Origin of the sequence: Nitratidesulfovibrio termitidis HI1, from assembly GCF_000504305.1 — a bacterium.
Lineage (GTDB): Bacteria > Desulfobacterota > Desulfovibrionia > Desulfovibrionales > Desulfovibrionaceae > Cupidesulfovibrio > Cupidesulfovibrio termitidis.
The window spans coordinates 3,336,177-3,351,888 of the sequence record NZ_KI632512.1 but is presented as its reverse complement, the minus strand read 5'-3'; the positions used below and the strand labels follow the sequence as shown (position 1 = coordinate 3,351,888).

Genomic DNA, 15,712 nt, shown 5'->3' with positions numbered 1-15,712 from the left:
GGCTTCACCTGCAACCAGGAGGCGCATATGCCTGGCATGAACGGAACAGGCCCCATGGGACGCGGCCCCGGCACCGGGCGCGGCGTGGGCCGCTGCGGCACGGCGCGGGCGCGACGCGGACAGGCAGGTCCGCCCATGGACGATGCTGCCAACGCCGAAGCTTCCGCCCTTGATGAACTGGCCGCCAACCTCGGCAACGTGCTGGATACGGCGCGTGACGTCATCGACGCCCTGCGACCGGGAAACGGTGCGGGCAATGGCGCGCAGAGCGGCAGGGGCTTCGGCAGGGGCGCTGGCCAGCGATCTGGACAGGGATATGGGCAGGGATACGGTCTGGGACGTGGCAGGGGACGCGGAGCCGGATTCGGGCGCGGACGCGGCCCGGCCATGCCGCCTGCCACCGGCGACGACCAATGACAGCCGCCGCAATTCGGACAGGCCGCCCGGGAAACGCCGTCCCCGGCGGCCTGCATGCATTCGGTACGGCAACGGAGGCCGCATGAAACTGGCCATTGCCAGCGGCAAGGGGGGCACGGGCAAGACCACCGTGGCCGTGAACCTTGCCGCGCTGCTTGCCGCGCGGGGACACCACGTGGCGCTTGCCGACTGCGACGTGGAGGAACCCAACGCGCATCTGTTCCTGCCCGTGGAATGGAAGACGCGCGAACAGTGCACCCTGCCCGTACCCCGGGTGAACGAAACCCTGTGCCTTGGCGCTGCATGCCGCCGCTGCGTGGATGCCTGCCGTTTCAAGGCGCTGGCGTTCATGGGTGATACGGTGCTGGACTTTCCGGACCTGTGCCACGGCTGCGGCCTGTGCGCGCTGGTCTGCCCCACGGGCGCCATGACCTATGCCACGCGCCTGGTGGGCGAGGTGCGCGGCGGCATCGCCCGCATTCGCCCGACCATGGGCAACGGTGCGGACAGGGGGAATATGGTGAACAGGCCAGACCGGGCAGACCAAACAGACCGGGCAGACCGGGCAGACCAAACAGGCCGAGCGGACCAAACCGGCAGGGCCGCCACGGCGGAAAGGGGCCTCGCACGTCCGGACGCCGCCCCCGCCCTGCGCTTTCGTGACGGGGTGCTGCGCATCGGCGAGGCCATGGCCACCCCGCTGATCAAGGCGGTGAAGGACGCGCCGTTCCCGACCGTCCCGCCGTGCGCCACCGCCCCGAAGGACGGACCCGCACCGGAGTCGTGCGCCTTCGTCATCTGCGATTGTCCGCCGGGCGTCGCCTGCGCCGCCATCAACGCCGTGCACGACGCCGACCTGCTGTTGCTGGTGGCCGAACCGTCCCCCTTCGGCCTGCACGACCTGCGCCTGGCCCTAAGCCTTGCGCGCCACCTGCGCCTGCCTCATGCCGTGGTGCTGAATCGGGCCGGAATGGGGGGCGGCATGGGCTTGCCCGCCGCACAGCCGCCGACAGAAACCGCCGGATGCACCCCACCCGGTGACCCCGTCCGCACTTGGGCCGCGCAAGAAGGCGTGCCCCTGCTGGGCGTCATCCCCTTCAGCCGGGCGGCTGCGGAATGCGGAGCCACGGGCAGCCTGATGCACGACGCCGCGCCCGAGGTGCGCGCGGCCTACGCACGGCTGGCGGATGTGCTGGAAGACATGGCCAGGGGTGCCGACGGTCCGCGCCGACCATGGGACGGCCTGGGACTGGCCGGTCCGGCGGAGTCGGCAGGCTTGGCTGATCTGGCCGGTCTGGCTGATCTGGCTGATCTGGCCGGTTCAACTAGTTCGACAGGCGTGGCGGCTCCGGGCACAACAAGAGAAGAAACCGGCGCAACCACGGGCGGCAAGGAGCCAACATGCGGCAGATAGTGGTCATCAGCGGCAAGGGGGGCACGGGCAAGACCAGCGTCACGGCGGCACTGGCTGCGGTTGCCCGAGAAGACGCGGCCCCGAAGGACGCCGCATGTAAAGGCGAAACGCCCCCGCCCGCACTGGTGCTGGCCGATTGCGACGTGGACGCATCGGACCTGCACCTGCTGCTGGCGCCCGTGGTGCGCGAGCGGCACGACTTTCACAGCGGCGTGCTGGCCCGCATTGACGCCGCCCTGTGCACCCGCTGCGGCGCCTGCACCACAGCCTGCCGCTACGGCGCCCTGAACGCGCCGCCGCAGGTGGCGCGCGAAATGTGCGAAGGTTGCGGCGCCTGTGCCCACGTCTGCCCCGAGGGGGCCGTGGCGCTGGATGAACGCCACTGCGGCGAATGGTACGTTTCCGACACTCGCTTCGGCCCCATGGTGCACGCGGCGCTCGGCATCGGCGAGGAAAATTCCGGCAAGCTGGTCAGCACGGTGCGCACCCGCGCCCGCGAAATCGCCGAAGCGCTGGGCGCGGACACCGTGCTCATCGATGGTTCGCCGGGGGTGGGCTGCCCGGTCATCGCCTCGCTGGCCGGGGCGGACACGGCCCTGCTGGTGACGGAGCCCACTGTTTCTGCCCTGCACGATCTGGAACGGGTACATGCCCTGACCAGGCATTTCGGCGTGCATGCGTCCGTGCTGCTGAACAAGGCGGACATCCACGTCGGCATGGCTCGCCAGATCGAGGCATTCTGCGCCGACCACGGCCTGCCCATGCTCGGCAGCATGCCCCATTCACCGGTATTCATGGCCGCCCAGTTCGCCGGGCTTTCCGTGCCGGAATTCGCGCCCCATGCCGAAGGCGCCCTGTTTCGCGAGGTGTGGCGCAGGTTGCAGGCCATGACGGCCACGTCAGCAGAGGCATGACGGCCACGTCAGCAGAGGTATGACGGCCACGTCAGCAGAAGCAGAGGCATGACGCCCACGGCACCTGGGACCTGACGGAATCGCCCGGCACCTTCGGCGGACATGCCACGGCATCGCCACCCTGCACATCTGTCTTGTGCGAAATAGCACGCCACGACAAGTGTCCCTCTTTCGCCGCCGGAACCGTATGTTGCCGAATCCCTGCGACATGACATGAGAACCTGCGGGTCGTCAGCCGGACCACAGGTTTTTCCTTACCCGCGCATCTCATGCGATTGACAGAAAATGCGTGGGAGCGCTATATTTCGAGCAACAATTTTCTAAAGATATTCGTGACCTGCGTACAGGAAGAATGACTCCGCACGTCATTGCCGGGGGGCCTGCAAGCGGGATCCGGCCACAGCGAGGTTCGTGATGCACGACGATGTCGAACACCTGCTGAAGCGGCACCAGGACGCCATGGAGCGCCACGAACGCACCATGCGCGATGCCGAGCGCAAACGCCGCAGCGAAGAGGAACGCCTGGACCAGGCCTACGCGGCCCTGCGCCAGCGCCTTGCCGCCCAGCCAGACCCCGACGCCGGAGACGTGGTGCTGCCGCTGCCGCCCGGCATGGCCGGGCCATCTCAGGGCACTTTCGGCGGCCTTCTGGGCAGCCTGCGCGCGCTGTTGTTCTGATTTTCCGCAGACAGACACAGAACGCCGCCACCGGAACCCTCCGGTGGCGGCGCTTTTTCATGCCTTGAAAAAGGCTGCTCCCGCATGCCTGCCCGCGTTGCCAGGCGGGCAGCCCGCGCGCGAGGCGCTCTGCTGGCTACCGTCCTCGCAGTTGGCGCTTGTCCCCCACGCGAATGGTCACGCGCTCCTTGTCGAAATATTCCAGCAACGGAATCACGTACTTGCGAGAAAGGCCGCCCGATAGTTCCTTGAACCCCGCCGGGTCGAGGTCGTCGTGGGTGTCGAACCACGCGGTCACGCGGGCCTTCAGATCCGCCATCACCGGGCCGGGAAAGTACAGGCCGTCCTTCACCTTCACCAGTTCCCCGGCGTCCTGCAACAGCTTGAACACCGCCGCCGCTTCCTTGAATTCCAGCCCCAGCGGTTCCAGCACGTCCTTGGCATTGGGCGGGCTGCTGCCCCCTTCTGCATAGGCCGTGCGAATCTTTGCGCGCAGGCCCTCCTGGTCCGACGCCAGCGACACCTTGTGCCCCGGCAGGCGCAGCACGTCGCCTTCGGCCACCAGTTCGCCCGCCTTCAGCAGCCGCTCGATGATGAAATGCACCAGCTTGGGATGCAGCCCCCGCCCCCACCCGGCGGACAGCGCCCCGCGCGCCATACCCGGTTTCAGCGGTTCGCGGGCGTGGTATTCCGCCGCGCGGGTCAGGCACCCCGCCGCCAGACGGCGCACCGTCTCCGCGTCCACGTAGGCGCGCTCGTCCCGGTCAAAGCAGAACACCCGCCCCTTGGCCCCCAGGGCTTGCAGGGCCTTGTCCAGCCGCTTGGATTCCAGGTTGGTCAGCACCGAAAGCTGGGCAAACCGCGCCCCGGCGGAACCGGCCAGCCGCAGCAGGGCCTGGGTGGCCGCCTCCTGCGTGGCGGCGTCGCCCGCCTCGTGAACGTCGGGCAACCCTTCCAGCAAGGCCAGTTTGTCGGCAAATTCAGCGTCCTTGCGGCGCAGGTCCAGCCCCAGCGGGTGCAGCACCGCGCCACCGGCCACCGTGCGCAGCGGCGAGAACGAGCGCACCACGCAGCGGTCGCCCGCAACGCCCACCATGGGTTCGGTAAAGCGCACCTCGCACAGTGCGGTTTCTCCGGGGGCCAGCTTGTCCCGGTCGGGGAAGTACAGCCGCGCCAGCACCTCGCGCGCGCCGTGGTGAAAATGCACCTCGGTGCGGTTCTTCAGCGGCGTGGGCGCGGACGACAGGCAGGTCAGCCGGGTCATCCAGCGCAAGGACGGAAACAGCGTGCCGGGGTGGGCCAGCACGTCGCCGCGCTGCACGTCCTCCACGTCCAGCCCCTGCACGTTGACCGCGGTGCGCCGCCCTGCAGGGGCCACGTCCACCGGGCCGCCATGGCTTTGCAGGCTGCGCACCTTCGTCTGCGCGCCGCCGGGGTACAGCAGCACCTCGTCACCCACCTTCACGCTGCCGGACACCATGGTGCCGGTGACCACCGTGCCGTGCCCCTTCATGGTGAACACGCGGTCCACGGGCAGCCGGAACAGGTCGCTGCGGCGCACCGGGCGCAGTTCGCGCTCCAGCATGGCCAGGTGTTCGCGCAGCGCATCCAGCCCCTGCCCGGTGGTTGAGGACACCGGAAAGATGGGCGCGCCCTCAAGGAACGTCCCGGCCAGGAACCCGGCCACGTCCTCCTGCGCCAAGTCCAGCCATTCCGGGTCCACCATGTCCACCTTGGTCAGGGCCACCAATCCGTGCCGGATGCCCAGCAGCGAGCAGATTTCCAGATGTTCGCGGGTCTGGGGCATCACCCCTTCGTCCGCCGCAATGACCAGCATGACGAAGTCGATGCCCGACGCCCCGGCCACCATGTTCTTGACGAAGCGTTCGTGCCCCGGCACGTCCACGATGCCCAGCCGACCGCCATCAGCCCCGGCGCCCGGCAGATCGCAGAACGCGAAGCCGAGCTCGATGGTGATGCCCCTCCGCTTTTCCTCTTCCAGCCGGTCGCAGTCGATGCCGGTCAGCGCGCGGACCAGCGAGGTCTTGCCGTGGTCGATATGTCCTGCGGTGCCCATGACGACAGGCATGCGTGTACTCCCGGGTGTTGTGCCTTCGGCGGAGAGCGTTTGTAGATGCCTCCGGCGGGCGGTTGTATCCGCTGCGCCCAATGCCGGAGATTTTTATTGTGCCTCCGGCGGGCAGGGGACGCTGTCCCCTGCACCCCTCAATGTTCGCAGGGGCTGCATGGAAGCGGCACAGACGCAGGCAGGCAGGCGCGGGAGCAACACCCCGGCATAAACCTCACTTGCCTCGCATCGTCATGTGGTTGTAGGCAAAAAGCAGCACGGACTCAAGCTGGCAGGACGGCAAACACACCCGCAACACGCTGTGTGCACTGATAAAACAGCGAAAACGCGTCCAGATTCCCCCAAAGGAGATCCCCATGGAAACGCTGTCCCTGCGCACCACCACGCGCGAACAATTGCTGGATGTGACCGAAGAGCTACAGGAACTGGTGACCCGCAAGAGCTGGACCGATGGTGCGCTGGTGCTGTTCTGCCCGCACACCACCGGCGCGGTGACCGTGAACGAGGCCGCCGACCCGGATGTTGCCCGCGACATTGCCGTGAACATGGGCACCATCGTCCCCCGGCGCGGCGACTACCGCCATGCCGAAGGCAACAGCGACGCGCACATCAAGACCAGCCTGTTCGGGCCGTCCCTGCTGCTCATCGTGGATGGCGGGCGGCTGCGCCTTGGCACATGGCAGGGGGTGTATTTCTGCGAATTCGACGGCCCGCGCGACAGGAAGCTGTGGGTGCAGTGGTTGCCGGGGTAGCCAGAACAGGGCAGGCTACTCTTCCTTCAGCTCCCGCGTCATCAGTTCGCGCACCGCGTCGTGCGGGTTCGCGCCGTCGTGCAGCACGCTGTACATGGCGTCGGTGATGGGCATGTCCACGCCCATGGCGGCGGCAAGGTCGTGCACGGCCTCTGTGGTCTTCACCCCTTCGGCCACCATGCGCATCTCGGTGACGATGTCGGCCAGCGCCCGCCCCTCGGCAAGGCGCAGCCCCACCTGCCGGTTGCGCGAAAGGTCGCCGGTGCAGGTCAGCACCAGATCCCCAAGCCCGGAAAGACCCATGAAGGTGGACGCCCGCGCGCCCAGCGCCTCGCCCAGACGGGACATTTCCGCCAGCCCGCGCGTGATCAGCCCGGCCCGCGCATTGCTGCCGAAGCCGAGACCGTCGGACAGCCCGGCGGCAATGGCGATGACGTTCTTCACCGCGCCGCCAAGCTCCACGCCACGCACGTCCGTGCTGGAATAGGTGCGGAAGCCGGGGGTGGAAAACACCTCGCGCAGCCGCGCGCCAAGGTCCGCATCCGTGCAGCCCAGCACCACGGCGGTGGGCAGGTTGCGCACCACCTCTGCCGCGAAGGACGGCCCGGAAAGCACCGCGTAGTGCGGGTCCAGCCCGGCCAGTTCCTCGGCCACCATCTCTGCGATGGTGCGCATGCTGCCCGCCTCCACGCCCTTGCTGGCGCTGACGAACACCACCTCGCGCGGCAACAGGGGCCGCAGCCCGCGCAGCACCCCGCGCACCTGCTGGCAGGGCACCACGGAAAGCACCACGTCCGCGCCTTCCAGCGCCTCACCGGCGGCCACATGCGCGCGCACGCCGGGATGCAGGGCCAGCCCCGCCAGGTAGCGCGGGTTTTCGTGCCGGGTGTTGATGGCCTGCGCCACATCGGCGTCGCGCAGCAGCAGGCGCGCATCGTAGCCCTTGCCCGCCAGCAGGTGGGCCAGGGCCGTGCCCCAGCTGCCGCCCCCGATGACGGCGATGCGCATGGCGTCGCTGGTCATGTCGTGTTCTCCGTGGCCGCAAGCGGCCCGTGGTGTGCCAAGTGTGCCAAGTATGTCAGACGTGCCGAGTCCATCAATGGTGCGAAAGGATATGGCAAAGCGCGAGCCGCCACAAGGCAGGCGCGCCGCGACCTCATACGGCAATCCGGTGCCGGATGATGACGGACGAGTGACGGACGGGCGATGTCTCCCGCCCGAATCGGTACCCGGCGCCGCCCCGCTGCCACGCTGTCCGGTCACCCCCCCGCGCACGGCACACGGCACGCGTCGTTCTGCCCCCATCCCTTGCCCTGCTGCCACGTTGCGCGCACGCCCGGACGCGCCACGGCCACGCGCCACGGCCACACGCCCCGGTCCCACGGTCCCAGCCCATACCCGCCCCCCCCTCACCCTGCCTGCGGGTTGCGTCGTCCGGTGGGACGGGGTATCAGCGTGTGTCGAACCGCAACCGAACGAGGACCACGCATGAGCCGTCCCGACGACACCGCGCCCCGATTCACGGACATTGAACGCCGCATTCTGGCCATCGTACAGAAGAACCTGCCCGACAGCGCCACCCCGTACGCAGACATCGCCGCCGCCGTGGGCGCCGACGAGGCCACCGTGCTCGACCTGCTGCGCCGCATGAAGGAAGACGGTTCCATCCGCCGCTTCGGCGCCAGCATCAAGCACCAGCGCGCCGGGTGGACCCACAACGCCATGGTGGCCTGGCGCGTCACCGAACAGCAGGCCGAAGAGGCTGGCAAGCAGGCCGCCGAACACCCGCTGATCTCGCACGCCTACTACCGCCCCTCGTCCGCGCCCGACTGGCCGTACGAACTGTACACCATGATCCATGGCCGCCACGAGACGGAACACCTGGAAGTGATCGAACAGCTGCGCCGCGAAACCGTGCTCGACGAGTACGCCGTGCTCGAATCGCTGCGCGAGCTGAAAAAGACCTCCATGGTCTATTTTCCGGAATAGGCAGGGACGTACGACCGGCTCGCGGCCCTGCCGCCTGTCCGCTTCTTTTCCCCTTCCATATTCCGAGAGACTGCCTTTCTTCCTTACACTCCGCGCCGGTCTTCCGGTGCGGATGGCTGATGCGGACGTGATGCGAGGAATTACTATTTTTGTCCGCCGGGCAAGGCGGTTTCCGCTGACAACGACACCGCGATAACCACAGGCTACGCCACCAATCTGCCCCGCAAGCCACCGCACGCTTCGCCAACTACCGCCACCCCATTCGGCGACACCACGGAGAACGCAGCATGGACCACCGCTCCAAGGAACTTTTCGCACGCGCCCAGCAACTCATCCCCGGCGGGGTCAACAGCCCCGTGCGCGCCTGCCTGGGCGTGGACAGCGACCCCCTGTTCGTGGCCCACGCCAAGGGCAGCCACCTGACCACCGTGGACGGCGATACCTTCGTCGACTACGTCCAGTCCTGGGGCCCCATGCTTCTCGGCCACGCCCACCCCGTGGTGGCCAGCGCCATCCACGCCGCCGTGGACCGGGGCACCAGCTACGGCGCACCCTGCGAGGATGAAGTGATCCTGGCCGAAGCCGTCATCGACGCCCTGCCCGCCGTGGAAATGGTGCGCATGGTCAATTCGGGCACGGAAGCCACCATGAGCGCCCTGCGCCTTGCGCGCGGCGTCACCGGTCGCAACAAGATGATCAAGTTCGTGGGCTGCTACCACGGCCACGCGGACGCCTTTCTGGCCAGCGCCGGTTCGGGCGTGGCCACCCTGTCCATCCCCGGCACCCCCGGCGTGCCCGAAGCAACGGTGCGCGACACCCTGCTGGCCCCCTACAACGACCTGACCGCCGTGGCGGAACTGTTCGCCCTGCACGGCAAGGACATCGCCGCCATCATCGTGGAACCGGTGGCGGGCAACATGGGCTTGGTCCTGCCCGTGGACGGCTTTCTGCAGGGCCTGCGCGACCTGTGTACCGAGCACGGCGCGCTGCTGATCTTCGACGAGGTGATCACCGGCTTTCGCGTGAACTACGGCGGGGCGCAGAAGCGTTTCGGCATCACGCCCGACCTGACCACCCTCGGCAAGATCATCGGCGGCGGCCTGCCCGTGGGCGCGTATGGCGGCAGGGCCGACCTGATGCGCCGCATCGCCCCCTGCGGCGAGGTGTATCAGGCGGGCACCTTGTCCGGTAACCCGCTGGCCATGGCGGCGGGCATCGCCACCCTGACGGAACTGAAGAAGTCCGACTACGACGCGCTGGAAGCCCGCGTGGCCGCGCTGGCCGCGGAACTGCAAACCATTCTGGCGGCCAAGGGCGTGCCGGTGCGGGTGAACACCATCGCCTCCATGTTCACGGTGTTCTTCACCGACCAGCCGGTCACCGACTTCGCCAGCGCCAAGACCGCCAACGCGGCCCTGTACACCAGCTATTACAAGCAGATGCGCGACAAGGGCATCTACCTTGCGCCGTCGCCCTTCGAGGCGGCCATGGTCTCGTTCGCCCATACCGACGCGGACCTTGCCGCGCTGCTGGACGCCGCCCGGTCCATTACCCTGACGGCCTAGCCACGGCGCGCCGCAGCCACCAACCGACGACCACGGGGGCGGATGCCGGTACGGCCCCGCCCCCGTTTGCGTTGTGGCCCCGGACGCACGAACGCGCCGGCACGGAACCGGCGGACGAGCCGTGGGCCAACCGCCCCCCCGAAAGAACAGCCCGCGAAAGCACACCCAACCCCGTCATGACCGCCATGCCCCACACGCCCCGCCAGACCTCCGAACGGCCCATGGCCGTGTACGCGCTGACCCCCGGCGGGGCCGCGTTGGCGCGGCGCATTGCCGGAAAACTGGGCGGAGTGCTGTACCTGCCGGAACGGCTGTGCGTGCCGAACCGAGGTGTGGGGAATGCGGGCGGGGCGGACAACGCCAGGCCGCACGAGGTCACGGCCCCTGCGCGGGATACGGCGGCAGGCACGCCATCCGACGTACCGCGTGCCGCCAGCGGCAATCCCGATGCGCCAACCGCCCTGCCGTTCACCTCGCTGGCGGAGCTTGTGACGCGCACCTTCCGCCTGCATCCCGGCCACGTCTTCGTGGCGGCCACGGGCATCGTGGTACGCTGCATCGCCCCGCATATCGCCAGCAAGGCCCAGGACCCCTGTGTTGTGGTCTGCGACCAGCGCGGGGCTTTCGCCATCAGTCTGCTGTCCGGGCATCTGGGCGGCGGCAACGACCTGGCCCGGCAGGTGGCCGAAGCTACCTGCGGAACGCCGGTCATCACCACCGCCACGGACACCGAGGGGCTGCCCTCGTTCGACCTGCTGGCCGCGCGGGCCGGGCTGGTCATGGCCGACATCGCCATGGTCCGTCACGTCAACGGCGCGCTGCTGGCCGGGGAACCGGTATGGATCTGCGACCCAGCCGACACGCTGGGGCTGCGCGCAACCAACGCCTTGGCTGACGAAGCGGAGACGGACCACATAGGGACGCACGGCGCACTGGCGGCTTGCGGCGGCGATACTGCTGCCCCGGACCGCCCCGCACCCCTTTTCCGCTTCGTCAATGACCCCGCCGACCTTCCGCCCGATGCGCCCTCGGTGCTGGTCACCCCGCACGATCACCCGGGCGCACCGCGCCGCCTTGTGCTGCATCCGCGCGTGCTGCATGTGGGCGCGGGGTGCAGACGCGGGGTGGATGGTGATGTCATCGTGGCCCGCATCCGCGAGGTGCTGGCCGCCGCCCGGCTGGCCCCGGCTTCCGTGGCGGCGCTGGCATCCGTGGACATCAAGGCCGACGAACATGGCCTGCACCGCGCCGCCGCCGCGCTGGGAACAAGGCTGCACTTTTTCGATGCGGCCAGCCTGGCCGCAGTGCCCGTGCCGCACCCTTCTCCCAAGGCCGCAGAGGTGCTGGGCGTACCGGAAGTGGGCGTGGCCGAGGCCGCCGCCCTGCTCTCCGCCCGGCAGGCGGGCGCTGATGCCGTCCTGCTGGTTCCCAAGTCCGCCGCGCGGGGCGTCACCGTGGCCGTGGCCATTGCCCCGGCTGCCGTCGCCGTTCCCGCCCCCGGCCCTTCCGCCTTGCGCGCGTGTTCCCCGACCGTAGCTACCGGGCCGACCTCCTCGACCGGGGCTGCCTCCGCGACCGTCACAACCGCCCCAACCTCTCCAACTGGCGAGACCACATCATGACCATCGCCCCCTTGCGCGTCATCGGGCTTGGCCCCGGCGACGCAGCCCTGCTCACCCCGCAGGCCCGTGCCGCCATTGCCGCGTCCGACTGCATCGTCGGCTACACCCTGTACGTGGATCTGGTGCCGGAAGAACTGCGCCATGGCCGCGAGGTGCTGGCCACGGGCATGATGGCCGAGATGGCGCGCTGCAACGCCGCCATCGACGCCGCCCTGGCTGGCCGGGCCACCTGCGTGGTCTGCTCCGGCGACCCCGGCGTGTACGCCATGGCCGGGCTGGTGTTCGAACTGCTGGACCAGCGCGGCCTTGCCCACCTGGCCCACGCGGTGGAAGTGGCGCCCGGCGTGCCCGCCCTGTGCGGGGCCGCCGCCCTGCTGGGCGCGCCGCTGATGCACGACTTTGCCTCGGTAAGCCTGAGCGACCTGCTGACCCCGTGGCCGGTCATCGAACGCCGCCTGGACGCCGCCCTTGGCGCGGACTTCGTGGTGGTCATCTACAACCCCCGCTCGCGCCGCCGGGCCGACCATCTGGAAAAGGCGCTGGCCATCGCCGCCCGCCACCGGGGCCCGGATACCCCCGTGGGGCTCGTACGCCAGGCCTACCGGCCCGACCAGCAGGTGTCGGTCACGCCCCTGGCCGCCTTCGACCCGGTCGCCGTGGACATGCTGTCCATCGTCATCATCGGCAACGGGACCACCACCATGGTGGGCGGGCGCATGGTCACCCCGCGCGGGTACATGGATAAGTACGCCCCCGGTGGGAGGGACGGCACACGCAGGAAGGGCGGCGGCGAATAATCATCCGGCGGCCCGACCGTCCACTGGCGTTGCCGCCCGGCCATGCCGCGCCGGGACATTCTGGAGCAGGCTGGAGCAGGCTGGAGCAGGTCAAAACAGGCCAGGGCAGGCCGGAATCCGGCGCCGCGCCAACGGCGCGCGCATTCTAATGGACGTCCGCGCCACCTTGTGCCGTGCGGCACGCGCGTCGCCCCCGGAATGAGGCAACGTTTTCCCCTAACCCACCAGAGTTCGCTGCATTTTCCCGCCCCGTCTTGACACCGCGAACGCGACCTACTACCATGGCGCTTGGGAAATCCTTAACATGCCTTGTGAAGGAGGTATTTCTGCGATGAAGAAGATGTTCCTCACTGGCGTGCTCGCGCTGGCCGTTGCCATCGCCATGCCCGCCCTTGCCGCCGCCCCGAAGGCCCCCGCCGACGGCCTGAAGATGGACAAGACCAAGCAACCCGTGGTCTTCAACCACTCCAGCCACAAGGCCCTGAAGTGTGGCGAATGTCACCACCCGGTCAACGGGAAGGAAGACTACCAGAAGTGCGCCACCGCCGGTTGCCACGACAGCATGGACAAGAAGGACAAGTCCGCCAAGGGCTACTACCACGCCATGCATGACAAGAACACCAAGTTCAAGAGCTGCGTGGGCTGCCACGCCGAAACCGCCGGCGCCGACGCCGCCAAGAAAAAGGAACTGACGGGCTGCAAGGGCTCGAAGTGCCACAGCTAGGCACGGCCGTCATTCTTCCGGCTTCGTGGGCCGTCCCTTCGGGGGCGGCCCTTTGCGTTTCCGGGTCGCCCGGGGCGGGGAACACTTGCCGCCATGTGGCATGTCGCACGCGCTTGCGCCATGCCCGCTCCTGTGTGTAGTATTGATGCCTTGAAACACGCAAAGCGCCCCCCGCTCCAGAGCGGCACTTTGCCGGACAGGTGCGCGAGCGCCGCAACCGTTACCGAAGGTTTGCCCAAGGGTCTGTCATGTCTCCCACCGACGATGCCCACCTGACGGCCGACGAGGACATCATCGAGCTTACCGACATCATCGAGAAGGGCAACGCGCCGCAGGCGCAGCCCGGCTCTGATGCCGCGAGCTTCGAGAAGGAACTCGAAGACCTGTTCTCCGACGGCGGCGGCCTGGAATCGCTGACGGGGTTCGATACCCTTGACGCCGACATCGCCCCCTCGTCCCCTGCCGCGCCCCTGACGCCGGGCGATGGCGGAATCGACGACGTCCTGAATGCCGCTCCGGACTTCAGGCCGGACGCTGGCCCCGACGCTGGCCCCGACGCCGACCCCGACGCCGACCCCGACGCCAACATGGACGCCGACATCGATGCCCTGCTGAACAGCATCGGCGACCTGCCGGATACCCCGGAGCCCGCCCCGGCCCGGACGCCCGCCGCCCCCAAGGCCCCTGCCGCCCACCATGATGCAGAGGAGGCTCCCTCCATGGCCGCCAAGCCCGTCTCGTCCACGCCTTCGGCCATCACCGGCCGTCCCGTCGATCCGGACGAGAAATTGTCCATGCCCGACATGGCCGACGTGGACGCCCTGCTCGGCGACCTGGGCGCGCCTACCGCCACCGACCTGACGTCGGGCGGTTCCGGCTCGTCCATGGGCGACGACGACATCGACGACCTCATTTCCGGGCTGGACGCCAAGGCGCCGCCCGCGCCTGCCGCCCCTCCCCCAGCACCCGCCGCACCGCAGAAGCCCGCCGACCTTGTGGACGTGGCATATCTGGACGCCCTGCTGGAAGACATGCTGGGTTCCGGCGGCAAGGCTGCCGCGCCCGCGCCCGAAGCGGAGCCCGAACCGGCCCCCGCAGCGCCGATGCAGCCCACGCTGCCGCCTGACGAAACGGACCCCTTCGAGGCCGCCCTGGCCGCCAGCGCGGCACAGCCTTCCGTGGCCCCGCCCGACGAACCCCCTGCCGACGGCGACCCCTTCGAGGCAGCCCTGGCCGCTGCCGCCACGGCTGCCGCCATGGCCGAGCCCGAGCCGCCCCGGCCCGCGCCAAAGCCCGTGGCCGCGCAGCCCGCAGTCGATCTGCCGGAAATTTCCCCGGAAATCTCCCCGGCAGTCTCAAGGGACGCGGACCTGCCCGATGCGCCCGCTGAACCCGAACTGGGCGACAGCCCCGCCGGGTATGCCGCACGCATCGAGGCGCTGGAAGCCTCTCTGGCCAGCCTGACCGAGCAGCGCGCCGAAGAGCGTGCCGCCCGCGAGGCGCTGGAAACACGGCTGGCGGCCATGGAATCGCTGGCCGACACCGCGCCCGCACTTTCCGAAGACACGCTGGCCGAGTTGCTGGAACCCCTGCTGGCGCGGGAGGATGGTCCGTTCGCCCCGCTGGTGGACCGCGTGCGCGCCGCCCTGGCCGAAGACCTGGACGCCCGCATCGAGGAACATCTGGCCCCCCTGCGCGAACGCCTGGAGGCCACTGAAGGAGTCAATACCGGCGAAGCCGGGCCGGAAGCCATCACCCAGGCCGACCTGGACATGCTGGCAGCGGATCTGCGCGCCACGTTGCAGGCCGAAACGGACAAGGCCGCCGCTGCCGCCGCCGCGCGGATCATCCGCGAGGAAATCGCCGCACTGGCGGACGCCCTGTAGCCGCCCCGCCGCGCCAGGCGCTGCTGCGGCCCGTCGGACACCGGGCAGTCCCGAGCAGTCCGGACCGCAGGACAGCAGCCGCAACACGGCACGCGCAACGACATCACAAGGGGCGGGTCCGGCACTTCCGGGTCCGCCCTTTCGCATGCGGGACCACCCGCCTGCTTCCGTGTCCGCCAGCCCCCGTATCCGCCAGCCCCCGCATCGGGTCCAGCCCGCCGGGATACGCCGCCACGCAGGGCATCCGCGCACGGCCCGCATCGGACCTTCCGCCGGAAAGCCAGCCCGAAAGCCAGCCCCGACAGGCCTCGACGGGCGCGGGCCACAATGCTATAGACGCCTGAAAAAAGAGGGATGGCTCACCGGTTATTCCTCTTTCACCCGTCCGGTCTTCGTCCGCTGTGGTCGAGACCATTCCCCCACGGGCGGGTTTTCTCTTTTTTCGGCTGCCCGGTTGCCCGGTTGCCCGGTTGCCAGCCGGACGTACCGGGCCGGACTTCCGTCAGCATGCCCGCCAAGGCACCGGAAGACCACCGGCAACGGCCCCGATCGCGCACGGTCGCGGGGTGGCCCCGACGCCCCGGGCGTCCGGTACCCGACGGACAGCAGCCGGGGAAACGTGCCAAAAGAGCCGCACCCAAAAGGACCGCACATGGACAAGATTCGCAAGGAAGCCTTGCAGGTGACCAAGGAAATCGTGGTCAAGTTCATCGAAACCCAGCGGGTTTCCCCGGCGAGCCTCGGCGAGGTGTTCCCCTCCATCTACCGCGTGGTGCTGGAATCCATCGCCACCGACGGCGCGCGCGACGGCCAGTCCCCCGTGGTGTCGACGGCCTCCATCGGCACGGAGCGGGAGTAGGCACGC

14 protein-coding genes are annotated in these 15,712 nt (G+C 69.1%); 12 read left to right on the top strand and 2 right to left on the bottom strand.

From position 1 onward, the window contains the following. The first annotated feature begins 27 nt into the window (after positions 1 to 27). The 4 genes from DESTE_RS13390 to DESTE_RS13375 all read left to right on the top strand — a co-directional run bounded on the left by DESTE_RS13390 (position 28) and on the right by DESTE_RS13375 (position 3,423). Positions 28 to 417, top strand: coding sequence for a DUF5320 domain-containing protein (locus tag DESTE_RS13390; protein WP_035068144.1), 390 nt, complete (start codon positions 28 to 30; stop codon positions 415 to 417). Positions 418 to 499: 82 nt separating this feature from the next. Further along, positions 500 to 1,831, top strand: coding sequence for a P-loop NTPase (locus tag DESTE_RS13385; RefSeq protein WP_051384468.1), 1,332 nt, complete (start codon positions 500 to 502; stop codon positions 1,829 to 1,831). Then, the gene (locus tag DESTE_RS13380) at positions 1,819 to 2,745 is read left to right on the top strand and encodes an ATP-binding protein (RefSeq protein ID WP_035068143.1); all 927 of its coding nucleotides are present in this window, start codon (positions 1,819 to 1,821) and stop codon (positions 2,743 to 2,745) included. The genes DESTE_RS13385 and DESTE_RS13380 overlap by 13 nt, the downstream gene beginning before the upstream one ends. A 414-nt stretch (positions 2,746 to 3,159) precedes the next feature. After that, a complete protein-coding gene (locus DESTE_RS13375) occupies positions 3,160 to 3,423 on the top strand; it encodes a hypothetical protein (RefSeq protein ID WP_035068142.1) in 264 nt (87 codons plus the stop codon). A 136-nt stretch (positions 3,424 to 3,559) separates the two neighbouring features. On the opposite strand, the gene selB is transcribed toward DESTE_RS13375, so the two are convergent. Next, the gene (gene selB / locus DESTE_RS13370; RefSeq protein ID WP_035068141.1) at positions 3,560 to 5,512 is read right to left on the bottom strand and encodes a selenocysteine-specific translation elongation factor; all 1,953 of its coding nucleotides are present in this window, start codon (positions 5,510 to 5,512) and stop codon (positions 3,560 to 3,562) included. 356 nt (positions 5,513 to 5,868) lie between these two features. On the opposite strand from selB, the gene DESTE_RS13365 reads away from it, so the two are divergent. Then, entirely contained in the window at positions 5,869 to 6,264 is a 396-nt protein-coding gene (locus DESTE_RS13365) for a secondary thiamine-phosphate synthase enzyme YjbQ (RefSeq protein WP_035068140.1), read from the top strand. 15 nt (positions 6,265 to 6,279) lie between these two features. On the opposite strand, the gene DESTE_RS13360 is transcribed toward DESTE_RS13365, so the two are convergent. After that, on the bottom strand, positions 6,280 to 7,272 hold the full coding sequence (locus DESTE_RS13360; protein ID WP_035070398.1) for an NAD(P)H-dependent glycerol-3-phosphate dehydrogenase: 993 nt from the start codon (positions 7,270 to 7,272) through the stop codon (positions 6,280 to 6,282). Positions 7,273 to 7,752: 480 nt separating this feature from the next. On the opposite strand from DESTE_RS13360, the gene ahbB reads away from it, so the two are divergent. From ahbB to DESTE_RS13325, 7 genes are all read left to right on the top strand, one after another. Next, positions 7,753 to 8,253, top strand: a complete 501-nt coding sequence (gene ahbB, locus DESTE_RS13355) for a siroheme decarboxylase subunit beta (protein ID WP_035068139.1) — start codon at positions 7,753 to 7,755, stop codon at positions 8,251 to 8,253. A 287-nt stretch (positions 8,254 to 8,540) separates the two neighbouring features. Beyond that, on the top strand, positions 8,541 to 9,818 hold the full coding sequence (gene hemL, locus DESTE_RS13350; protein ID WP_035068138.1) for a glutamate-1-semialdehyde 2,1-aminomutase: 1,278 nt from the start codon (positions 8,541 to 8,543) through the stop codon (positions 9,816 to 9,818). A gap of 185 nt (positions 9,819 to 10,003) precedes the next feature. Then, on the top strand, positions 10,004 to 11,440 hold the full coding sequence (locus DESTE_RS13345; protein ID WP_245590849.1) for a cobalt-precorrin 5A hydrolase: 1,437 nt from the start codon (positions 10,004 to 10,006) through the stop codon (positions 11,438 to 11,440). Beyond that, the gene (gene cobJ / locus DESTE_RS13340; RefSeq protein WP_035068137.1) at positions 11,437 to 12,237 is read left to right on the top strand and encodes a precorrin-3B C(17)-methyltransferase; all 801 of its coding nucleotides are present in this window, start codon (positions 11,437 to 11,439) and stop codon (positions 12,235 to 12,237) included. The genes DESTE_RS13345 and cobJ overlap by 4 nt, the downstream gene beginning before the upstream one ends. A 331-nt stretch (positions 12,238 to 12,568) precedes the next feature. Further along, positions 12,569 to 12,961: a cytochrome c3 family protein gene (locus DESTE_RS13335; RefSeq protein WP_035068136.1), complete on the top strand. Its 393-nt coding sequence runs from the start codon at positions 12,569 to 12,571 to the stop codon at positions 12,959 to 12,961. 248 nt (positions 12,962 to 13,209) lie between these two features. Beyond that, the gene (locus DESTE_RS13330) at positions 13,210 to 14,847 is read left to right on the top strand and encodes a hypothetical protein (protein WP_035068135.1); all 1,638 of its coding nucleotides are present in this window, start codon (positions 13,210 to 13,212) and stop codon (positions 14,845 to 14,847) included. Positions 14,848 to 15,499: 652 nt separating this feature from the next. Then, on the top strand, positions 15,500 to 15,706 hold the full coding sequence (locus DESTE_RS13325; protein ID WP_035068134.1) for a hypothetical protein: 207 nt from the start codon (positions 15,500 to 15,502) through the stop codon (positions 15,704 to 15,706). Positions 15,707 to 15,712: the final 6 nt, after the last annotated feature.